The sequence below is a fragment of the Kribbella sp. NBC_01510 genome (assembly GCF_045040325.1).
GTDB lineage: Bacteria > Actinomycetota > Actinomycetes > Propionibacteriales > Kribbellaceae > Kribbella.
The window spans coordinates 7,317,107-7,340,563 of the sequence record NZ_CP109418.1 but is presented as its reverse complement, the minus strand read 5'-3'; the positions used below and the strand labels follow the sequence as shown (position 1 = coordinate 7,340,563).

Annotated in this window: 8 protein-coding genes; 1 reads left to right on the top strand and 7 read right to left on the bottom strand. The window is 70.4% G+C overall.

The features are described from left to right. Window positions 1-149 precede the first annotated feature (149 nt). The gene (locus OG558_RS36120) at window positions 150-2,276 is read left to right on the top strand and encodes a transglycosylase domain-containing protein (RefSeq protein ID WP_405067002.1); all 2,127 of its coding nucleotides are present in this window, start codon (window positions 150-152) and stop codon (window positions 2,274-2,276) included. Window positions 2,277-2,407: 131 nt separating this feature from the next. On the opposite strand, the gene OG558_RS36115 is transcribed toward OG558_RS36120, so the two are convergent. The 7 genes from OG558_RS36115 to OG558_RS36085 are packed head-to-tail and all read right to left on the bottom strand — an operon-like array spanning window position 2,408 to window position 23,450. Further along, window positions 2,408-5,062, bottom strand: coding sequence for a M36 family metallopeptidase (locus OG558_RS36115; RefSeq protein WP_405067001.1), 2,655 nt, complete (start codon window positions 5,060-5,062; stop codon window positions 2,408-2,410). Window positions 5,063-5,080: 18 nt separating this feature from the next. Then, the gene (locus OG558_RS36110) at window positions 5,081-10,813 is read right to left on the bottom strand and encodes a hypothetical protein (RefSeq protein WP_405067000.1); all 5,733 of its coding nucleotides are present in this window, start codon (window positions 10,811-10,813) and stop codon (window positions 5,081-5,083) included. Between the two features lie 22 nt (window positions 10,814-10,835). Continuing rightward, window positions 10,836-16,637, bottom strand: coding sequence for a hypothetical protein (locus OG558_RS36105; protein ID WP_405066999.1), 5,802 nt, complete (start codon window positions 16,635-16,637; stop codon window positions 10,836-10,838). Further along, complete coding sequence (locus OG558_RS36100) at window positions 16,637-19,906, bottom strand: hypothetical protein (protein WP_405066998.1); 3,270 nt, start codon at window positions 19,904-19,906, stop codon at window positions 16,637-16,639. The genes OG558_RS36105 and OG558_RS36100 overlap by 1 nt, the downstream gene beginning before the upstream one ends. Window positions 19,907-19,915: 9 nt before the next feature. Beyond that, entirely contained in the window at window positions 19,916-21,187 is a 1,272-nt protein-coding gene (locus tag OG558_RS36095) for a hypothetical protein (RefSeq protein WP_405066997.1), read from the bottom strand. Beyond that, window positions 21,184-22,899 carry a hypothetical protein gene (locus OG558_RS36090; RefSeq protein WP_405066996.1) on the bottom strand — a complete coding sequence of 572 codons (1,716 nt, stop codon included), beginning with the start codon at window positions 22,897-22,899 and terminating at the stop codon, window positions 21,184-21,186. Before OG558_RS36090 ends, OG558_RS36095 begins: the two co-directional genes overlap by 4 nt. After that, on the bottom strand, window positions 22,899-23,450 hold the full coding sequence (locus tag OG558_RS36085) for a hypothetical protein (protein ID WP_405066995.1): 552 nt from the start codon (window positions 23,448-23,450) through the stop codon (window positions 22,899-22,901). The genes OG558_RS36090 and OG558_RS36085 overlap by 1 nt, the downstream gene beginning before the upstream one ends. Window positions 23,451-23,457 lie beyond the last annotated feature (7 nt).

Here is a 23,457-nt window from a genome sequence, read left to right as displayed (position 1 = left end):
CGCCTCCGCGGTCGGTGAGCGCCCTGCTACTACCAGTCGCGACGCCGGGACGGCCTCCAACTCGTTGCGGGGGGCAACTGATGCGGTGGTGGATGAGAGGACGCTGAGAGCGACGTGTCTGGTCTGATATCGCGAACTAGCTTGGACAGGTGCGCGCTGCCGGGCAGGGTGTTCGATCGCTGACGAGGCTCTTCGGCGTCAGTGCGCTGGCCGGTGCACTGATGGCGGGGCTGCTGGTGCCGCTCGCCGGGCTGGCGGGGATCGGCAGCGAGCAGGTGGCCGACTCGCTCCACGCGTTGCCGCAGACATTGACGTCTCAGCCGCCCGAGGTGCGGACCCGGATCCTGGCAGCTGACGGGAGCTTGATCGCGAATCTGTACGAGGAGAACCGCGCGCCGGTCGGGCTGAACCAGATCGCCCCGACGATGCGGCAGGCGATCGTCGCGATCGAGGACTCGCGGTTCTACCAGCACGGCGCACTCGATCTCCAGGGCACGCTGCGGGCGATGATCCGCAACCGCGCCGACGGAACTGTCCAAGGCGGCTCCAGCATCACCCAGCAGTACGTGAAGCTGACCCTGCTCGAGAACGCCCGCACCCCGGCCGAGCAACGCGCCGCGACCGCGCTCACCTACCAGCGCAAGCTGACGGAGCTGCGGTACGCGATCGCGGTCGAGCAGGAGTACTCCAAGGACGAGATCCTGGCCAGGTACCTGAACCTGGCCAACTTCGGCGACGGGACGTACGGCGTCCAGGCCGCCGCCCAGCACTACTACGGCGTCAACGCCTCCGAGCTCACCCTTCCCGAGGCCGCGATGCTGGCCGGCATCGTCAAGAACCCGAGCGGCTACGACCCGGTGACCAATCCGGTGCAGGCCAGGAACCGCCGGGACACGGTGCTCGAGCGGATGCTCAAGCTCGGCCGGATCTCGGTCGCTGAGGCGAACGCGGCACTTCGGGCACCGGTGATCGACCTGTCCACCGTCCGCCCACTGCTGAATGGCTGCGCGAACTCGCCGTACCCCTTCTACTGCGAGTACGTCGTCTCCAAGCTGGTCGACAACCCGGCGCTCGGCGACACCGTCCAGGAGCGCGACCACAATCTGAAGACCGGTGGCCTGACGATCCAGACCTCGCTGGACCCGCGCATCCAGGCCGCCGCGCAGCACTCGATCGACCAGCACAGCAAGCCGACCGACAACACGATCGCCGCGGTCACCGTGGTCGAGCCGGGGACCGGCCTGGTCAAGGCGATGGTGCAGAGCACGCCGTACGGCGATGGCCGGCACGAGACGGCGTACAACTACAACGTCGAGAAGTCCTACGCCGGTGGGTACGGCGGGTTCCAGAACGGCTCGACCATGAAGGCGTTCACCATCGCCGCGGCGATCCAGCAGGGGATCCCGATCGACTACCAGATCAACTCGCCGCCGCAGATCGACCTGAGCGGTGTCCCGTTCCGGACCTGCACGGGCCGGACCCGGGTTCTGAACTACCAGCCGAAGAACTCCACCAGGAGCGGTGACTTCACCATGGTCGACGCGGCCCGGTTCTCGGTGAACACCTACTTTCTGCAGCTGTCCGAGAAGACCGGCTTGTGCGCGCCCGCGACGGTCGCGGCCGAGCTCGGCATGTACAACGCGCAGACCCTGAAGCCGCTCGACCAAGTGGTGTCGTTCACCCTCGGAGTCGGCTACGTGACTCCGCTCATGCTGTCGAACGCGTATGCGACGTTCGCCGCCCGTGGTGTCTACTGCCAGCCCCTACTCATCACCTCGATCACCGACCAGGCCGGCAAGTCGATCGCGACCCCGGGCCAGTCCTGCAAGCAGGTCCTCGAACCGTGGGTCGCGGACGGCGTGAACCGGGTGCTGAGCGCGGTCATGCAACCCGGCGGTACCGGCGGGAACCTGACCTTCGGGAACTGGGACCTGGCCGGCAAGACCGGCACCATCAACCAGAATCTCGCCGTCTGGTTCTCCGGCTACACCCCGAACCTCGCCGCCGCGGCGGTGGTCGCCGACGCGACTCCGCCGTACACGAACCTGATGAACGGGCACAAGCTGGACGGTCAGGACATCACCGACCCGACCGGTTCGGGTACGGCGGGACCGATCTGGGAGACCGCGATGCGCGGCGCACTGGACGGGATGCCGCTGGAACACTTCGTCGCCCCACCGGACCGGGTCCTCGGCAGCCTGGCCGGCCAGAGCTCGAGTCAGACCGCCGGCCCGAACCAGAACCAGAACCAAAACCCGAACCAGAACGGTGGTTGACCAGGGCAACCGTACGGGCGATGGCATGGTCAGTGGCTGGTGACGACGACTGTCGGCGGGTCGTGGACAGGGCGAACGCCAGAGAGACGGTCGTGTTCCAGCGATCCGCTGTAGATGCTTCGGGCAAGTGATCAGAGCTGCACCGTGAGGGTCCAGCTGTTGAGTTTTCCGACGTCGCGGCCGGCCTTGTCCACAACCGTGAGGGTCCAATCGCCCTGGGCGTCCAACCCCACGAAGGCGGCGAGTGGTTCGCCGGCGTCGCTGCGGTAGGTGGTGATCAGGTGATCCACTTCCGCGCCGCCCCGGCGATGGACGGTGACGCGTTTCCCGGTCGGGCCGCGCAGCGCGACGCCCAGGTCGCCGACTTGCGCGTGGGCGATGTCGACGGCAAGCGCTACCCCTGCGACGGTTCCAGCCTCGCTCACGGTGACCTTGTTCTCGAGGGCGGGGCCTTCGGCCGGTATCGGCGCGCCGAGCAGGGATTGCAGTTGCACCGACGGACCCACGGGGGCGATCCCGACCGCGAGTGCCCAGCTATCCAGTCGGCCGACGTCTGCCGGCGCACGGTCCGCCACCTGCAACGACCAGCTTCCGCCGGTCTGCGTCCCCACGAGTGCGGCGAGCAAAGCGACCGAGTCGGAGTCGTACGACCGCTGCAGGTTGTCTGCCCCGCCGCCGGTCCGGTTGTGCAAAACCGCGGTCCGGCCGTCCGGCGCCACCAGGCTCACCACCAGGTCACCCCGGAACGGGTGCGTGATGACGACGTCGACTGCGAGCGACTGCACCACTCCCGCAGCCGGGAGCGAGACAGTGGACACCACGCCTTCCGCATCGGCATCCGGGATGGTCAGGCCGGGAGCCGCCTCGGCCCGCAGGATTGAGGTCGACGGGGCAGGCGGCGGCTCGAAGTCGGCGACGATGCCGCTCAGTTGCGGTCCGTCGGTCCGCGCACCAGGACCCATCCCATAGCGGGCGAACACCTCCCAGGCGGACTGCACAAAGCTTGCTGTGGCCCCGTCGTCGTCTCCGCGCGCGACGGAGAACTGCCGGGCCGCGAGCAGGATCGCGTCGCGCGCGGCGAGCAGGCTCGGGTTGGCGGCCGTGAGCTTGAGGCTGTCGACAACGATCTGCAGGGTCTCGGTGCGGCCCAGCCGTCGGCCGAGCGACATCAGTCCGGCGCACCAAAGCTCGCCGATATCGTGCACCTTGGTGTACTGCGGTGAGCCGAGCTCGGCATAGGTGCCGGGGTAGTCCTCGGTGTAGGCGTGGCGGCGGATCCCGGTGGCGCGGTCGACCACCCAGTCGCCGACGACTTTCTTGCCGAGCAGTGAGCACGCGACGAAGTCGCTCCAGCCCTCACCCATCCCACTCGACTGAGCCGCGTCCAGCGAGGTGTCGTCCAGCGGGCCTCCGACGAGCCGGTTCGACAGCCCGTGGGTGTACTCGTGATAGACCACGTCCGCGTCCAGTGCGGTGTGCCGCTGGGTGGAGTTGACCAGTCCCATGTTCATCGTCGGCGCGGATCCGTCGGCCGGCGTGGCCATGTTCGCCGTACCCCAGACCACCCCCGGGTGCACCTGGGCGAGCACGGCGTCCCCGGCCCGGCCGCCGCGTCCGAGCGCGCTGAGCTGGAAGTTGCCGTCGGGCTCCCGGAACCCCAGCAGGTACAGCGCGTCGTGCATCGCGGCGCAGTACGAGAACACGTTCAGGACGAGCTGTTCCGGCGCGTTCTCCTGAGCGGGTGCTGCGAACACCACGCCGCCCGCGCTCGGTGCTCCTTTCACTGTGCGGCCCGTGCTGAAGTCGATTGCGCGTACCGAGGCTCCCGCTGTGGTCTCGTCGAGCAGCCAGGGATCCGGGAACCCGGCGGGCAGCCCGGGAGGCACAGGTACGCCGTACGTCGCCAGTGGCAGCGGGAAGTCGACATCCTTCCGTCCCTCGCCGGAACGCAGTACCACCTGGGCGTGCCCGCCCAGCCCGTGCGTGAGCCGTCGGCACAGCAGGATCCGCGCGTCGGCGGCGTCGATCAGGAACCGGTACTCCGGGGCGCCGGGCACCTGGACCCGTAGATGCCACGAGAGTCGCAGCCCTCCGTCCAGCGGGAACCACATCAGCGCGACCGTCACCGGCCGGGCGAATCCGGTCGCTTCGAAGACCGTTGCCCGGTCGGGGCGCTCGAGCGGGGAGGTGATCAGCCGCGCGGTCATCGACTGGACGTCCGGAACCGGCTCGGCGACGGACTGGCCGAAGGGATCGGGCTCCACCTCGTCGTCGCCGGCTGCGAGATGTGCCGCCGCCACCTCGAGAGCCTCCGACGCCGGGATCGACGGCTCGACGACGAGATCGTCGGCGATCGTGTACGACCGCCCGGCCACTTCGAGCAGTTGGCCGCTCGGGTCGAAGCGGACCGTCTCGCTCGCGTCGTAGATCGCGATGCCTTTGTACTGCTGCCTCAGGTGTACGGCGACGCCGTCGGCCGAGGTGGTCTGGTAACCAGGATCGGCGAGGTACTCGGGCGCCTGCTCCGGAGCGAGGCCGAGTGCCGGCCCGACGTTCTGCACATGCGCCAGCGCACGCCGGACGAAGTCGCCGTCAGCAGCCGGCGCGTCCCGGGACACCACGACCGCGGGATTGCCGGTGCTCGCGTCGAAGCTGACGATCTGGACGTCGTGGCCGCCCGGCCGGGCGGAGGCTGCCTCGGCCGCGGCGTGGAGTTCCGCGCGTCGCTCCGCAGCGACGGTGGTGCCGCTGCTCGCCTCGGTGCGGAGATCGAATTCTCTGGCCATGACAGCTGTCCTTACTTTCTAGGGGATGACGTCGAACACGCGTAAGGCGACGCCGGGCCGGCGGCCGACGAAGGCGCGGAGGGTCTCCAGGTCGGCGAAATCGGCCGGGACGTCGAGCAGCCAACCGGGGCGGTTGTCGTCGGCGACACAGAGCAGGAGTTCGGTGCTCGGGGCAACGGGGCCCGGGTTCCACGCGAGCTCCTCGACATGAGTGCTGCCGGCCGGCACCGGCGGGGCCGCAGCGACGATCTCGTTCGCGGTGATAGGTGTGGCGGCGAGGTCGAGGCGGAACAGCCGCAGCCGCGTCTGGGTGGAGTCGACCGTGCCGACGTTGCGCACCCGCAGGTACAGGGTGTTCGGGACACCCGCCTTCAGCACGTCCTTACCGAGCGCGGCCCGGACGGCGAACAACGCGGGTCGATCCGGTGCCGCGACCGCCGCGGGAGTGGCGACGAGCTCGGCCAGATAGGCCCCGCCGAGCACCGGATGCCGCCGCCCACCGCCCTCGGGCGACGCCGCGACCCGCAGGTCGATGTTCGGTACGGCGGCCTTCGCCGGAACGCCGACCAGTTCGCAGGCCAGCGAGATCGCCCGCCGGATGTCGGCATGCCGTGCGTGGGTGAGGTCGGGGATGTCGGCCGGGTCGCTGTCGAACCGGACAACGGCTCGCGGCGTGACCTCGACATGGAGCACCGGCCCGGCCGTCAGGTCCAACGGCCCCGGAGCGGCTCGCAGCCTGCTTCCGGTCGCCGAGGTGAAGCCGATCGCCGCCAGCCCTGGTCCGCTGATCGTCATCGAGCTCGAGTCCGGGCCGTACAACTCGAGCCCGGTGACCAGCCGCACCGTCACCAGTCCGTCGACCCCGCCGAGTCTGAGGTCGTCGATGACCGCCCGGGCCACGTAGTCTCGCCGGACGAACACCGCGCCGGAGAAGCGGGACGGCGACAGATCCACCGGTACGACGACGTTGCCGCCGGCAAGCACCACCGTGATCGTCAGCGCCGTCGCCCCGGCGAGCGCGAACGCGTCCGTGAGCCGGGAGCTCTGCAACTGCGCCGTACCCGGTCCGCCGACCGGGAAGCCGAGTGCTGCGGCCGCGGATCCGCCGGCCCGCAGTGTCGCCCCGCCGGTCCCTTCGAGCACGAACCCGGCTGCCGGGTCCCAGGCCCCGATCGGCAACCCGGCCTGGGTGATCCGCCGCTGCAGCATCCGGACCAGCTCGGCCGGCTGGACGGCGGCCGCCGTACGGGCCTCGTCCGCGGCCGGAAGGAGCGCGAGGTCGGCAACCAATGGCGCCGCGAGCCGGATTCCCAGGGCCGGCCGGGGGCTTGCGAGGGCCGTGAGGTTGAGGTCGTCGGCCGCCGCAACCTTGGTGACCCGGATCCGTCCGGCCACGCCGAGGTCGCCCGGCTCGAAGCCGAGATTCACCGCAGCCGGCGTGCCCTCGGACGCGGCGACGTTCTCGATCACGATGTCGCCCGGCCCGGTCGCTCGCACGACCAGCGTGCGGTCGTCGTCCAGCCGTCGTACGACGACCTCGCGGAAAGCAGCCCGCCGTTCCGTGGCCAGCAGGGCGGGGACAAGGGTCGGCCCGCCGGTGAGCGGGTCGGCGGTCGCGGTGGTGAGCACGAGCAGCCCGACCGAGTTGACCCCATCGAGGGCCGGCCAGGCGACGGGGAAGGTGACGACGCCGGTGTCGCCGCCCGGGATCGTCCGCGGGACTTGACCGTCGCCGCCGACGAACCACGCGCCGACTGGCCCGACGAGCGGTGGCGCAGCAGCCAGCCGGGTCCAGATGTCGGCCGGGAGTGGCGGGATGCCGTTGTCGAGGGGGGCCCACAACAGCACGACCCGGGCCTGCTCGGCGACCGGTCCGCCGGGAGGTGGCACGGAAACGGGCCCGACGTTGCTCACCTGCACCATCACGTCGGCGGCCGACCCGGCCACGATGTCGTCGTGCGGGATCTCGAGATCGAACGTCACGCCGTCGATGTCGGCGTCCGTGCCCAGGCCGGCCGCACGGCGTCGTACCACCTTGATGTCGGGGGAGCCGATCGGGACGGGACCGGCGGCGGCAGTGCCGAACGAGGGCGCGGCGCGGGCGGGCCGGAAGCCGTCGTCGAGTTCGGTGGTGCGGACGAGCAGGCGTACGTCGTCGGGCGGGTCGGCGTCGATCCGGCGCTCGTAGGCACCGCGCGTCCACAGGGATGCGCGCAGCATCCGTTGTTCGGGATGGCTGACGAGGTCGACGACCTGTGCGTTCGGGAGGCCTTCATTCAAAGGCGTCCACGTGTCGCCGGAATCGGTACTGCGGAAGACCCCGGCATCGGTGGCGGCGAACAAGACGGTCGGATCGGCCGGGTCGAGCTCGAGCGCGTGGACACCGAGCGGGACACCGCCGCTCACGATGCCTTGCGCGACACCACCGACGACCTGATGCCCGATCGGCTGCCAGGTCGTGCCGCCATCGACTGTGCGGAACACGAACGTCGGGTCACCGGGCACGGTGGCTTCGCCGGACAATGCCATCCAGGCGTTCAGCGGCTCAGTCGGATGGACGGCGATCGCCTCGGTCTCGCGATCGCCGAGCCGCATCAGCGGGATCGTGCAATCGAGCCAGGTCGCGCCGCCGTCCCGGGTGACGAAGACGCTGCCGTCCTGTCCGCCGGCCCACGCCGGGGACGGCATCGCGGGACCACCAACGGCTGCCGGTTGCGGCGGGCCGAACGTCAGCTCGCTGACCCAGCCCTCGGCGGGCATCACCACCAGGTCCGCCCGCACCCGGACGGCAGGTGTAGCGGCGAGGTGGCGACTGATCAGGCTGTGCAGCTCCTCGACGGTGACCGCCCGCAAGTCGGCCACATCGGCAGCAGTGAACCGGAGTGGCGGCGTTGCGTTCGTACCGTCGGAGATCACCAGTTCCAACGGCGGTCCGGTCGGGGTGAAGTCGACGCCGGCGAAGTTGCGCACGTTGGTCTTCAGGTGCGCGGTCGTGCGGCTGAACAGGCCGATCCGGACCAGTGGAGCTCCGGCGACGGGAAGCGACAACCGTGCCGCTGCGGTTCCGGTGAGCACCACTCGAGTGCCCGCCTCGGACAGCAGCGAGACCCAGGCGTTGGACGGTACGGCGTGCACGTGGACCGGGGCGCCGGCCAGCAGATCGGCGAGTCCGGAGGCGAGCTGGCCGGCCGTGATGTTCGACGGGTCGGGGAAGGTCGGCGGTTCGATGCGCAGCGGCCGTACGGCGCCGGCGTTGATCGTCACCTCCAGCGTGCGGACGGGCCCGGAGAAGTCGCGGTTGGTCCGCGAGTCGAGGTTCACCAGGTTCAGCAGGACCGAGGCCGGCCGGGCGTCGTCACCGTGGTAGTCGCCACGGTTCACCGCGAGCCGGGACAGCCCGTCGGGCAACGGATCCAGCGCATCGCCGCCGAGCCGGATCAGCGTCGCGGCGCCGGCGTCGTGGGTGACGAGCTGCACCGCGGACGGCGTACGCCACATGGTCGGGAACGCCTCGACCTGGTGCACCGGCAGGTTGGCGACCGTACGGACTACGTCGGCGACCATGACACTCGCCAGGTTGATGCCGTCGGCCGCCCGGAACTTCACCGATTGCGCTGCTCCGTCGATCAGCAGCCGCAGTTCGTCGCCCTCGGTCAACTGGTATGGCGCGGGCAGGCGGCTCGCGATGACGAATCGGTCGTGGTCGGTGACGTCGACATGTTCGTACCGGCCGCCGCGTCCGGGCAGCAAGCCCAGCTTCCGGGCGCCGGGTGTATCGATGACTTCGACCACCACACGGGGTTCCGGTGGCGGTGGCGGGTAGAACCGCAGCGGCTTCGGCATCCGAGTTCGCGGTCCACTCGCGGCGGGTGGCATCCGGACCCGCAGGACGAACGATCGGCCGACCATCTCGAGACCGAATCGCTCACCGGAGCCGGGTTTCAGGCCGTAGAGCCGGCCCTTTCGCGCAAGCAGCAGGCGGCCGGTGTCGAGCGGGTCGCGAGCTGTCTCGGGAACGAAGACCGAGTCGTCGTCGAGCCCATCGGTCAGCATCCGCTGGGTCGCGGTGTCGGGACGGTCGCGGGCCTCATCGGCGAAGATGCTGTCGCGCAGCGCCGGGAACTGCAGGGCTGCGAGCCCGCCGTAGTAGCTGACGGCCAGCCGGTACGGGTCGTCCGGATCGAAGGTGCAGAAGGCGCCGTCGCCGCCCATGATCGGGCGCCACGTCTGGCCGCCCGAGCGCAGGTACGTGCCGTTATCCTGCAGGCCGGTGGCGAGGACGCCGCGCACGAGCGGGCTTTGCGCGAGGTCGTAGGGCTGGGCGCCTTGGATGCCGACGTCGCGTCGTTCCCAGCCGACGGTGCCAGGCGCCACGGGGCGGGTCCATTCGACCTCGACGGCTGCCGGGTCCGACCAGTTCGGTGTCGCCCGCGCTACGCCGCCGTCGTTGCCCACCCACAGCTGCGGTGGGTCCCCGGCGATGGTCACGCCGTGCTGGTCGGCGTGATGACCGCGCAGTCCTTCCCGGTGCAGCGGCCACGACATGATCCGGCGCCACCGGACCGCATCCGGCGCGAGGTTGGCGTTCGTACTGACGTGCAGGTAGACCAAGCCGGTCACCAAGAGCTCAGGATGGCCCGGCCGGACCGCGAGGACCATGTCGTAGACGGCCTGACCGTCGTTATGGAAGTCCGAGTGATCCGCGAGCTTGGTCCAGACCATCGACCGGCCGAGCGCCGCATTGAGGTTCGTGGTCCGGAAGATGCCGATGTGCCGATCGTCCTCGTCGGCGAACCGCACGTAGGCGGTGGCCGCCGTGGCGATCGCGATCTTGCCGCTGGCGGGCCACGCGGCCCGGGGCGGTCGTGCTGCAACGACGACGCTGAGCGCGTCGGCGGAGGCGAGCTCGGCCCTGACCGCGGCCTCCGCCGCGGCGGGAGCATTCAGCCGCAGTACCGCGCCCTCGCCGGCGGTGCTGGTGCCACGGACCAGCAGCAGCCGGCGGTTGGCGGTGAACGCGACATCACTGAAGTACGTGCCCGCGAGGTACGGCGGGTCGTCCCAGGTCAGGCCGCCGTCGAGGGTTCGAAAGGCGCCGTCCACCCCCACCGCCCAGGCGTGCAGCGGCTCGCCGGGATCGACCGCGATCGCCTCGAAACCACCGCGGTGCACGGGGTTCGCCATACCGGCGCCGAAGTTGTCCCAGGTGTCGCCGCCGTTGGTGGAGACGAAGACGCCGAAGCCGCGCAGGGTGTTCGAGCCGGCCGGTGACGCTTCGCCGGTGGCCGCGTAGATGCGGGTCGGATCGGTGGGCGCGACGGCCATGGCACCGACGACCAGGCAGCGGCGGTCGTGCCAGTCGGGCAGCGGTTCCCAGCGCCGGCCGGCGTCGCGGGTCCGCCAGACTCCGCCGCCGGCCGAGGCGGCGAACCACACTTGGGGATCTGGGTTGGCGGGATCGCCGCAGACGATCGCGCGCATCCGGCCGGCCACGTTCCGCGGACCGATCGGCACCCAGTTGTGGCGGGCCCTGGCTTCCTGGCCGACGCTTGCGGTCGGCCGTCGCACGGCGCGTGGGCCTGCGGCTGGTGCGGCGCCGCGGCCCGGTGTGCCGAGCCAAGCGGCCGGCCATTCGGCGATCAGGTCGGGATCGGCGGCGGGAGCGCCAGGTGCCATCGTGGCGCGGGCGAGCAGTTCGTCCGGGCCGTCGTCGTCTTCATCGGGTTGCTCCGGCTCGAAGACGTCGGTCATACCGGCCACCTCCCGTCGCGGATCATGTGGGCCCCAGATCGAGCAGGTACCGGATGCCTTCGGTCAGTTCGGCGTTGATCGGTCGCCGGACCGAGCCGTCGGCGAAGCGGACCAGGGGAGTCGAAGCGAGCGGGAGGGGTGACGCGGCGTCGGCCTGCGGATCGGTGGCGACCCGGATCCACGCGCGCCACAAGGGAATCCAGCCCATCGCGGCGACCAGGTCGGCTCCGACTGGCTGGGCGCCGGCGTACCCAATGGGTGGTGTCCGCAGCAGCGGGTCGGGTGCCGCCTCCGGCGGCCCGTCGGGAGGAGCGCCGCCGCTGACCAGTGTTTGCCACTCGGCCAGTCGTCGCTCGTCCAGGTTCCAGCGGCGGAAGACCTGCACCACTTCACCGACAGCAGGCACGGGCAAGGCCGGCAGTACGCCGTCCGCGACGGCGACCGGACCGAGGGCCGGGGCGGCCGCGACTGCCAGCAGCGTGGCGAGGTCGGCGGCCGCGCCCAGGCCGCTGCCTTCGAGGTCACCCAGGGATGCCACCGGTACGACGGGGAACGCGTCGGGGCCGGACGCCATCAGTCCCGCCGGGGTGGACAGGTCGGCCCGCGGTGCATGGCGGAGTACGACGCCGGTCTCCTGCGTCTTGCCGACCGGCACGAACCTGGCCTTGGCCACGGCGGCGTCGGCGATCGGTCCGGGATCGCCGGGGTCGGCGAGAGTGGCCGGCCAAGGCAGCGACGGGTCCGGTGGCTTGCTGGTCAGTAGGGCGGACTGAACGCCGTCCATCTCAGCCGGCAGCAGCTCCGCCAATGATTCAGCAGTCGTCCCGGCGGGGATCCGGACTGGTACCGGGACACCGCCGTTGACGCGGAAGGTGACCAGGTCGTCGGCGTACTGCACCTCCAGAGTCCCGTTCCCTAGCCACCAGATCGTGATCAGGTCGCGCATGCCGCTCGGGTAGTCGTGCCCGGAGAGGTCCGCGGGGAGTGCGGTGTCGGGGTCCGACCAGAGCGTGGAGTCGTCGAAAACCCTTGCCAGGGCGGTGGGTTCGGGCGGTAGCAGACCGGCCGCGGCAACCGAGGACAGCAAGGGGAAGTGCCGGTCGGAGCGCAGGAACCAGGACTGCCAGCCGCCGCCGTTCGACAGCGCGATGGACGCGATGATGCCGACCAGCAGCCACATGATCGCGGTGAACAGACTCCACACCAGCCAGAACGGCCAGCCCGTATTGATGCCGAGCGCCTTCATCACCGCCGACACGATGAGTGTGAGCCCACCGGTCGCGGCCGGGATGGTCTGGATCGCGAACACGGTCGAATCGCCGGGGCGGCGCGAGCCGGCGGCGAGCGACCGGATCAGTGCGTAGATGTCGAGTGAGACGAGCGGAGCGAACATGCCCAGCCACTGGGTCAGCGAGCTCTGCTCGGCGTTGCCGGAGGTCGCCAGCGCACCGGTGACGATGCCGGCCCGGGCCAGGAACATGATCAGCGCGGTGACGAACACCTCGGTGTGTTCGTCGACCGCGGACCACAGGATCATCGAGTAGACGAACGGTGCGACCGATCCGATGCCCATCGACAGCGTGAGCAGTTCGAAGACGGACCGCGGTGTGAGGTCGCCCTCGGCGAAGAACAGGCCGGCGTTCGGCAACGTTCTGGCCGCGAGCATCGAGATCGACGGGGCCAGCAGGATCGGCGTCAGCAGACCCCACCAGGCCGGCGCGGGCCAGGACGAGGTCCGCAGATCGTCGAGCACGAGGTTGTAGGCGTTGCGCATCCGTACGGCGGTGAGCCAGTCCCCGGTATCCAGCCCGTCCTCGAACAGCGGGAATCCCAGCGCCCGCTTCTCCGGCAGGCCGTACACGTCGGAAAGCGCCCGGAGATAGCCGTCCCAGACCGCCGTCGGCACACTCTTTGCTGTAGGCAACCAATCGATCAGCGGGGCGGGCACTGCCTCGCCACCCAGGAAACGCCGGCGCAGGTAGCGTTCCGCCGCCGCAGCGCCGCCCGACTGCGAGTGGCGGTGCCAATCCGCGTTGGTGTCGCGCGCCAGCAGGTCGGCGAGCTGCGGCCCGACCATCACGCCGGCCGCGGCAGCAGCGAGCATGCCGCTGCCGAACCCACGGACCGCGGCCGCCGCGGCGGCGTCCGCTCCGGCAATCGTGAGTCCTGCTCTGGCCATCGCCAGCGGAAACTCCGAGGCCGGTACGGCGACCCGGCTGCGCTGTGGATCCGGTGTGCCCCGCCGCATCAGGTCGGACACCCAGGTGCCGCCAGGAGCGAGGACGGACGTGAAGCCGGGCAACTCGAACCCCAACGCGCCGAGCAGTGCGTACTGCCCGATCCCCGCGCCGGGCAACGTCCGCGGGACCGTGGCGGCAGGGCCACCAGCCATTGCCGCCCGTGCTGCCGTCGCCATCGCCAGCACTCGGCGCTCGACGGGATGTGGACGGACCGGGACGGTATAGCCACCGAAGGCGGGGGAGACCCGGGCAGACTGCACCTTCCGGCTCAGCTGGTCGGTCAGGTCGCCAAGCCGTTGGTGCGCGAGCAATGCGGTGGTCAGCGGCACGAGCAGACCGGTCCCGCCCGGCGGGTTCAGTGAGGCCGCCCCACTGGCTGCCGACGCCGCGGCCAGACCTTTCGCGGGTACGGCGGTCACCCGGCGCATCGCAGCCCGTGGCTCGCCGGTCACGAGGGTCACCGGGTTCTGCGACGCGGCCACTGGGAACGGATCGCTTGCGTGGTGTACGAGCGCCAGCAACACGAACCGTTGGCCCTCGGCAACGTCCACAGTGGGGAGCAGATCACTCGTCAGGTTGAAGCTCGCCACTCCCGGCCGGCCGGGCTTGATGCCGTCGACCGTGCGGATCCCCACCGTCTTCCAGCCCGCCGCGTCGATCGGCGTACCGTTCACGACGACGTTGCCGAAGCCGGGTGGCAGCGGGACCGGCGGGGTCGCGTCATCGGCGCCCGCGGGACCGATCAGCAGGGCGACGCGGACGCCGTCGACGGGCGGATTGGCCGGACTCACGCCGCGATTGCGAACCGTCACGTGCACCCGCGTCGTGGCCACCGCGGCCGGGACGCTGGCCAGGACCTCGCGTTTGCCGTCGAGGTTTCGCAACTCCACCAGCGTCGGCGCGGTGACCGCCTCGATGACGTACTTCCCGTTCTGGTTCGGGGCGTCCACGGCGATGTCCGGACTGGCGTCGATCGTGCTGGCCAGCTTGTGGTCGCCGGGAAGCGCCACACCGACCCGGGCCGGACGACCACGGTCCACCGGCGTGGCACGCAGTACGAGACTGACGGGTGGCTGCGGCGCACCGGAGAGGTCGAGTTCGAACACGCCACGCCCGTGGACAGTGGCGCGCAGAATCGCGGGAGCAGCGGGGACGGTCGGGTCGGTCACGAGGTCCAGATCGAGTACGGCGGCATCGGGCAGGTTGGCCGAGAGCACCTGCCAGACCCCGGCGCCGGCGTTCCAGGTCCAGACCCCGAGGTCGGCGCCCACCCAGCGGCGGTTTCCAGTGGGGTCCGCGGGGTCCAGCACGATCGTGTTGTGCTGTACGTCGATCAGGCCCGGACCGGCCGGCGCCCACGGCCAGCCCGGCGGCAGGACCGCCGGGGGTGGCCGGGTGTCCAGCAACCAGACCCGGTCGACGGTCCCCACCGGCAGCACCGCCGGCCCGCCGACCGTGACGTAGACGCGTTGCCCGGCCGGAACAGACGGATCGATCGCGATGCTGGTGATCGGTCTGAACTCGCCGATCCGCGGAAAGTCCAGTACGGCCCAGCCGCCCGCGCCCTTGTCGTACCGGGCCACGTGACCGTCGGTCCAGCCGGCATAGAGCCGGGTGGGTGAAGCGAACGCCAGCGAGCGAACGCGGACTCCCGCCGGTGTCACCGGAGTCCGGGGTGGCAGGCGCTTCCAGTTCCCACCGAAGGTCTCGCTGACGTAAGGCACCTCGCCGCCGAACGCCACCACTCGCGAGTCGCCGGGGACCGCGCTCGGCGGCGCGCCGACCAACGGTGGGTAGAACAACTGATCCGCCGGGCTCGGGTTGACCAGGGTGGTGTCGTACCGGGCACCGTCGATGTCGCTGCGACGAACGGTTTCCTCGATGTAGATGCTCAGCAGTTGACGGCGGGTGCCCGGACCGGCGGGTGCCCAGTCGACCACGGTGTCGCCGCCGTCGCCGTACAACTGGTGGTCCCAGACCTCGGAGCCGAGGTAACGCAAGCCGCCGTTGTCCTGCGCGCCGCAGAACGCGTACGAGTCCTCGCCGGGGATGTGCCCGAGTCCCATCAGGCTCAGGGTTCCCAGGCCGGCGTTGCAGGAGCGGAACAACCGGTTGCCGGTGCCACGGGCGTTCGTGGTCGCGAAGACCCCGCCGTCGCAGCCGATCCACAGGTCGCTCGAGGAGCCTGGCCGGTGCACCAGCGCATGGACGTCGGCATGCGAGGACGCACCGATGTAGATGTCCTTGCACTTGAAGCCTGCGCCCGACGGCTCGACCTCGAGGCGATACACGGCGGCGGAGAACTCGCCCTCGGTGTTCTTCCCTGATCCGCCGATGTAGACGACGGTCGGGTCGGTGGGGTCGACCGAGATCGCCTGGTCGTAGTTGCCCTGTCCCGGCTCAGAACCGCCGAACACATCGTTGGGTGCACCCGAGATCGTGGACCACGCCGGCGCCACGGCCGACGGGTCGATCCTGTGCACGCCGTGCAGTACGCCGCCCTTCGGGTTCTTCGGATTGGCAAAGGTCACCGGGGTCGCGGACAACGCGTAGACCACGACCGGGTCGCTGCCCGAAGCCGCAAGCGAGCTGCGGCTCGACCCGGCCGGCAGTGGAGGGAGCGCGGCCCAGCCGGCGCCCGGCCGCCATTCGAAGGTGTCGCCGTTCTGGACCACGATGTAGAAGCGGACCTGTCCGGCCACCCGGCCGACCGTCACGCTGGTGATCCGGTTGCCGGCACCGATCACCGGCAACGCCTCCTCGACCCACGGCGCCGGCGTGGTCGAGCTCGCGAGAGTACGGCGGAACACGCCGGCGTTGGTCGCGACCACGACATGCTCGCGGTCGGTGGGATCCACGGCGAGGGCGTAGACCGTCCGGCCGAGGAGTGGCGGGGCCGCAGGCTCCTGGAACCAGGTCCGTCCGCCGTCGTCGGATCGCAGCATGCCGACGCCGAAGAAGTCGGGGGAGGTGCCGGTCCCGAAGGACGCGTGACCCTCGCCGGTTCCGACGTACAGCCGGTCGTGGGCCGCGTCGCCGCCGTCGACCATGGCGATCGCGCCGGTGGCGAGTGTGTCGACCTGCTGAAGGGCAGGGACGACCCCGCCGGGGCCGCCCGGGAACACCACTTCCAGGGCATCGAGTTCGTCGCTCATGGGTTCCCACGAGCGGCCCGAGTCTCCGGTTCGCCACACGCCGCCGTTCGCGGTGGCCAGGTAGACCCGTTGACCGTCCTTCGATACAGCGAGGTCCTGGACCCGGCCGCTCACCACGGGCTTGGGCGCCGCCTGGCCGAGCACTGCACCGAGTGGTCCGATCGGCACCCAGTTCGGCCCGCCGGCCACGGCGACCAGACCCTCCACCGGGCCATCGGTACTGGCCGTCCGGGCCTCGCGCTTCAGGTCGCGGTACGCCCGCAACTGCTCCAGGCGGCCCTCGATGCCGGCTCCTGGCTGCGCGAGATCGTCGGACGCGGCGAAACCCGCGGGTGCGCCGGCTGCGCCGCCCAGTCGCTCTTCGACGAAGTACTCCCATCGCAACTGCGAGCCGCGCTTGCCCGAGCGACCCGGTTTCGAGCCGGCCATCAGAAGCCCACCTCGATCCCGATGTCGGCACCGATCGAGAGCGGCGACTCCTCGACGTGATCCGGCAGCGCTGCCTGCAGCCGCTGCAGTGCATCGCCAGTACGGTCGAATCCCTCGTCCAGTTGGGCCGCGAGCACGTCCAACGCAGCCAGCACCGGTTCGAGCAGCGCCCGTACATCCAGCCCCGAGGCCAGCGCCAGTACGTCGTGCTGGATCGTCACGACATCTGCGAAAACCACTGTGGGACGGACGTTCTCGAGTACGTCGAGAGCTGCCTGCTGTGCTGCGGCAACGGCATCGCGGACCGGCGCCAGCGGGTCGAAAGCGCGCAGCCGGGCGATCACCTCGTCCGCCTCGGTCAGCACTCCGCCGAGCAACTGTACCGGACTGAGCGCCTGCACCTCGCCGGAGATTTGGGTGTACAGGGCAACCAACTCGTCAACGATCGGCTGCAGGTCGAACGCCTCGATCAACCCCCGGACCGTGTCCACCACATCGAGCGCCGGCTGCAGGAACACGTCGAGCAGCGCGATCAACTGGTCGCGTCCAGCTGACACCAGGTCGGCGATCGCGGGCAGGATCCGGGCCGGGCCGGCCAGGTCGTACAGCTCCAGCACCAGTTCCGACAGCGGCGCCGAGCCGTCCACACCAAGCGCACTGAGGATGTCGCGCAGCTTGGCCGGGATCGTCATCACCGGCAACAACGCCACCGTGACGCCGCCCGCGGCGGCTGTGACCTCACTCCGTCCGGAGGCCGCCAGCGTCTCGGCCACCACCGCGTCCACCTCCAGCGCGGCCAGGTAGCGGCGGCGGTTCTCCGCGATTGGACCGAGCACCACGGCTGGAGACACACCGGCGAGCAGCGGCTCCAAAGCCACCCGCAGTTGGGATCCCGGCGGATGGACCTGCAGTGCACCACTGATCGCCCGGTGCTGCGCCCCGGTCGCAGTAGTCAGCGGCACCGGGTCGAGTCCCGCGACGCCATCCCGCACCGACGCGACCTGATCGGCGACCTGACGCAACCGCGCCCGCACAACCGCCGCGCCGTCCTCGCGACCCCCGATCCACGCGAGCATGTCCGCGACGGCCGGCTCGGTCAGGTCGAGCCCACCGGCCTGACCCAGCTTGACGAGGATCGATCCGAACGCGCCACCGGGCGGTCCGGCCGGCAGATCACGCAGCCGCGCCGCCACCGCTTCATCCAGTACGGCGGCCAGCGCCATCGGATCGACACGCCCGAGCCGTTCCGCCGCACCATCGCGGAACGACGTCACCGCAGCAGTCACGTCGTCCAAATGAAGGGCATCGAGCGCGGTCTGCCGAACCTCGTCGAGTGGCGCCTGAATCGGGTCGAGCACGTGCGACGGGTCCAACTCGGCCAGGGCGTTCAGGACCGGGTCGAACAGATCGGCCAGCGGATCAAGGACCGCAGCCTTCAGGTCGATCCCGTCGAGCAGACCGCGGACCTCGTCGAGCGCCTCGGTCGCCGGAGCCAGCAGCGCGACCGGATCCACCTCGGCGACGGCGGCGCGCAACTCCTCCAGCGGTCCGGCTTCCAGTTCGACCAACGCCGCCTCCGGGTCGAGCGAGGCGAGGAAGTCGACGACCTTCTGGTACACCTCCTCGATCGCATCGAGAGTCTCGGCGTGCAACGACTCCTGGATCGCGGTCAGCTCCGCGCGCAGCGTGTCCTCGACCTCCTGCAGATCGAGCTCCTTGATCGGCTTGGCCAGGTCGACGATCTCCTGCTGTACGTCGGTCGGCAGCAACCCGAACGGGACGGCGTCGATCACCTGCGCGCCGGTGTCGATCACGTCGTTCGCGGTGTCGAAGTACGGCGTCAGCTGGGCCGCGCCGAGGGCGGCCGAGATCGCACCGAGTTCGGTGCGGAGGGTTTCGGCCAGGTCGGCCAGCTTCAGCTCGTCGAGGGCTCCGCTGACGCGGCCGAGGGCGGTTCGCACCTCCTCGGCGGCGTCGCCGACCGCGTCCGCGACCACCTGCAGCCCGTCCTCGATGTTGCCGCAGACCTCGAGCAGGACGTCCTCGGCCGTGCCGACCGCGGCCTCGATTGCGTCGAGCGTGTCGATCACCGGCTGCATCGCCCGCTGCACGGCCTCGGCGACCGAGCTCAGATCCACCTCGTCGACCAGTTGCCGGACGGTACGGATCGCGGACGAGATCGTTCCGGACACCGACTCGACGGCCAGCCGCACTTCGTCGAGCGGACCCACGACGAGGTCCGTCACGTCGGTCACCGGCTGCAGCAGCGTCGCCGGATCCCAGCTCCGGACCGCCGTCACCATGCCGCCGACGAGATCCAGCGCCTGGTCGACGACATCACGGGTGGCGTCCGCCGGGACCGGCAACTCGAGGTCGAGCACCGGCGCGGCCATCGCCCGTACGTCGGTCGCCATCTTGCCGACGGCCTCGAGGTTCGCGCCCGCCATGGCCAGCCGGGCCAGCTCCAGACCGGCGACGCCACCGGCGAGATCGAGCCCGATCAGCGCTGCCTCGCCGAGTCCCATGCCTGCCGTCCAACGCCGTTCAACGTCGAGCACGGCGTCGAGGAAGGCGACCACTCGTCGCCCCAAGACCTCAACCGCGTCAGGATCGTCCGGGTCGGCGGATCGCAGCGCCGCCACCAACCCGGTGTCGGCAGCGAGTGAGCCGAGCCGGTCGGCCGCGGCTTTGGCAGCTTGTACGTCGAGTCGCCCGGCCAGCAACTCGGTTCGCGCCACAAGGCGATCGCTGACCGCGGCCGTCGCGGTGAGCCCGGCGAGCACTCGCACGAGCTCCACCAGGCCGCCGACCGTGCCTGAGGTGTCCACGAGGCTTTGCGGCAACTGCAGTTCTGGAACCAAGCCGAACAGTGCGGCGAGCGGACCCTGCTCGACGGACGAGATCACGGACGTGGTGCGGGCGAGGAGTGAGTCCAGGCCGGTCTCGGCCACCACGTCCAAGGCCGGTTCGAGGACGCTGCCGGTTTGGCCGATCGAGGTGATCAGGCTGAGCAGTCCGTCGATCTCGGACGGCACCTCGGCGCCGGGGACGCCGGCCTCGAGTCGGGCGGTCAACGTGACGGACGCCGTACCGCTTGCACTCAGGACGGCCGCCAGATCAGGGGGTGCTGCGCTCGCGACCAGGGTGAGGATGCCGGACGCGTCGAACCGGACCTCGCCGAGATCGGCGCCGGTGAACGATCCGGACAGGGTGGTGAACACCGCGTCGAGGTCGATCGCGGCGGTCGCCTGGAGGTCTGCGTCGAGCATGTCCGCCGCCTATCCGCGCTTGACCCGGATGGTCAGCCGCATCAGGCCGCCGGGAGTCGGGAAGTCCTCGGCGCCGGTGATCGCGGCCTGCGACGACGAGACCGGCCGGCCACTGCGGTCCATCAGGTAGTCGCAGACGACGTCGACGAGAACGACGCCGCCGAGTTCTTTGAGCGAGTTGATGGATTGCTGGGCCGAGACCGAGATCGTGAGTTGGTTCGCTTGGACGGCGACGGTGTGGGGCGGGTGCAGGATCGGGAGCGCGTCGGTGCCGGGGAGGACGAGCACCTGGACGGCGACGCCGGAGAACCGCTTGAAGAACTCCGCTTCCAGGTCACTCGACCAGTCGAGCACCAGCCGTTCGAGCAGCCCCGGGACGTCGCCGATCCCGAGCAGCACGACCGGATCCCAGTTGATCCCCTTCAACGTCGTCACCGCGAACGGCTGACCACCCCCAGGCGGCCCTTGATCCCCCTTCGGCCCTTGAGCCCCCTGATCACCCTTCGGCCCCTGGTCTCCCTGGTCACCCTTGGGCCCTTGCCCACCTGGGTTCCCCTTCGGTCCCTGGTCGCCCGGGTCACCTTTGGGGCCTTGCTCTCCCTGGTCGCCCTTCGGGCCGGCGTCGCCCGACGGCCCGGCATCTCCTTTGGTGCCGGTGTTTCCCTTGTCTCCCTTGGGGCCTTGCTCGCCGGGCGGACCTTGTGGTCCGGGGTCGCCCGGTGGGCCTTGGGTTCCCTCGACGTCGCCGAGGTCGATGGGCGCACCGTCGTACAACCAGAGCCCATCGTCGTCCTGCTTCCACGTCCCCGAGTGCGCATGCGACTGCGCCGGCACGAACCGGGCCGGATCCTCCACTGTCGCGAGCTCCGGGTCCCGCCGTACCGTCCCGACCACGAGCGTGTCCGGATCCGCAGCATCGGCCGGCGCGACCACCTCGCTGAGCACGTCCACGATCGTCGCGACTGCGCCGAACATGGTCGCGTCGTCCTCCCGCACTACCGCGTGGACCCCAACGACGACATCATCCGTGCCGTCCGGCAGGGACAACGTGACCTGCTCGTCCCGTCGTACGGCGAGCCCACTGCGGGTAAACCCGACCCCAGGCGTGAGTACGACGTCGCCCCCTTCCACCAGCAGCCGGAAACCCAGCGCGATCCGATCGCGCCCGACCACCCGGCGCAGGTCCGTGATCGCCGCATCGGCCACGGTCTGCAGGTGGTTCAGGTGCGCCGGAGTGACCCGGAGGCCGTCCACGAAGCGCGTTCCCGGAGCATCGGTCACGGCGACACCTCCTGCTCTCGATAGGTGACCAGCACGGTGTCGAGGGTCAGCGATCCGGCGGCGGCACAGGTCGCGCGCAGCAGCACCGGCGGCGTGGCCGGAATCGGCGTCCGCATGATCAGTCGAGCCTGTAAATCCGTCTGCCCGGGATCGACATCCAGGAAGTCAGGCGTGCCGACCACCTGCAACGTCGTCGCCGCGATCAAGTGGTCGCGGTCGGGCAACCCGACCACTCGTACGGCGGCGCGCAGCGGACCGATCGCCGGGATGTCGGTCAACCCACCCGTCGCCCCACCGGACAACCGCCGACGCAACGGACCACCCGGGTCGAGCACATCCGACGGTGACCCGGCGGTGAGCGAGCACTCGACTTCGCCGTACCCGGGCTGAAGCTCCAGCCACGCGGCGACGAAGCGCTCCTCGGACGGTTGCGGAGGTGGTGCCGGCGGCTCCGGCGGCAGGGGTACGGCGACCGGAGCCGCGAACGGCAGCGTGTACCAGCGGGCCACGACATCGCTGACCTGGACCGGGCTGAGCGTGCCGTCCTCGAGCGGTTCACCCGGCCGGCCGTCGGCTGTTGCCGCCAGCAACTGACCGGTGACCTGGCCGCCGCTCGTGTTCTCGGGCGCTCGCAGGTTGAGCCGGACGCCGCTGACCGTGCCGAACCTCGAGACCAGCGTCCGCGGCAGACCGATCAGCAGACTCCGGCCGACGGCGAGCACGACCCGCGCGGCAGCACTGATCTCGGGGCCGGTGGCCGGCTGGATCCGCTCGGGCCCGAACGTGCCACGGACCACGAGCGACACCTCGTGCACCGCCTCGGCGTTCGGTGGTGTCACCTCCACCTCGACCACACCTTCTTCGGCGAGGTCGAAGGACCGGGCCAGCCCTTGTGGCGGAAAGTCTTGCGAGTAGACCCGCAGCACGTTGATCTGAGGTGTCAGCCGCAACGCTCCCGGCGCGGCGGCCCGCAGGGCAACACGGATGACGACCGGCGCGGCCGGGTCGGTCGCCGCGGCCACCGCTCGCGCGAACGCTTCCCGTACGGCGTCGGTGCGGTCGACCACGTACCGCACTCCGGCGGCCAGCTCTGGCTCGTTCGGTACGTCGATCTCAGCGGGCGAGCTGCCCTGCCGCTCGAACCACACCGTTCGCCCGTCGACCAGCACCTCTAGCGACGGCGGTACCGCCGGCAGCACCACCCCCGCCATCTCGAGCAGCCGGTCCGCGAGGTCCTCGGTCCCGTCGCCGCTGTTGGTCGATTGCAGCAGCAGCCGCTCGGTCGCGGCCTCGGCGAACTCCGGCGCCGAGGCGAGGAAGCGCCACTCGGTCCCGGTCCAGCGGTACACGTTGTCGACACCGAGCACCGAGGTGAACTTCTCGTCGCCGATCAGCCCGCCGAGCGTGACCAGCCGGCCGAAGTCGACGGTCGCGGCGGCGGTCGCGTCCGAGGTGAGCGGCGTACTCGACCGGATGTCCGCGATCGTCGAGAGTTTCGCGTTGTCGACCGGTTCGGCGATCACCTCGAACAGCGCGGACTCGATCCGGGCGTCGGCCGGCAGCGGCAGGTCGAGCTCGACCAGCGACCCGGCGACCGTCGACTGCCCCGGGATGATGATCGTGTAGCTCCCGGGGTAGTGGTTCGTCGACACCTCGAGGACGCCTTCGACCGAGCCGAAGGCCTTCCCGAAGCCGGTGGTGGAGACGGCCATCACGGTGTACCGAACGACGTCAGCATCTTCAGCGTCTCGATCGACGCGTCGACGTCCCGCCCGGGGACGGTGTCCTCGATCGTCACGTCACCGGACAGGAACAGATCCTTCAGTGCCTGTACGTCGGTGGAACTCAACGGCCCCTCGGACGCCCGGACCACCAGGCGCTGAGCCTGCGGCTTGCCCCGGACCAGCCGGTCGTACGCGTTGCCGATGGACGTCGTGCGCAGGCCCTCGTGGACACCGCGGACGATCCCGACCGGCAGCGTGTTTGGCCGCGCGAGGGTCAGGTCGACGACCGTGTCGAGCGGGACCGGCGTCCCGGGCTTCACCGACTGCGCGACGATCCGGTAGAGGATGATCGGCTCGCCGATGACGACGTCGTTGAGGATGTCGGGGTCGATCTCGTGGACCGCGATCGGGATGCCGTCGCGGACCACGTTCGACTCGATCTGGCGCGCGCCGACGTCGATGAAGACCACGTCCTGGTTCGACCGCAGCTTCGACGTCGTGGCCCGGGGCGTGACCGGTGACAGCGGGCTCTCGCTCATCTCGTGA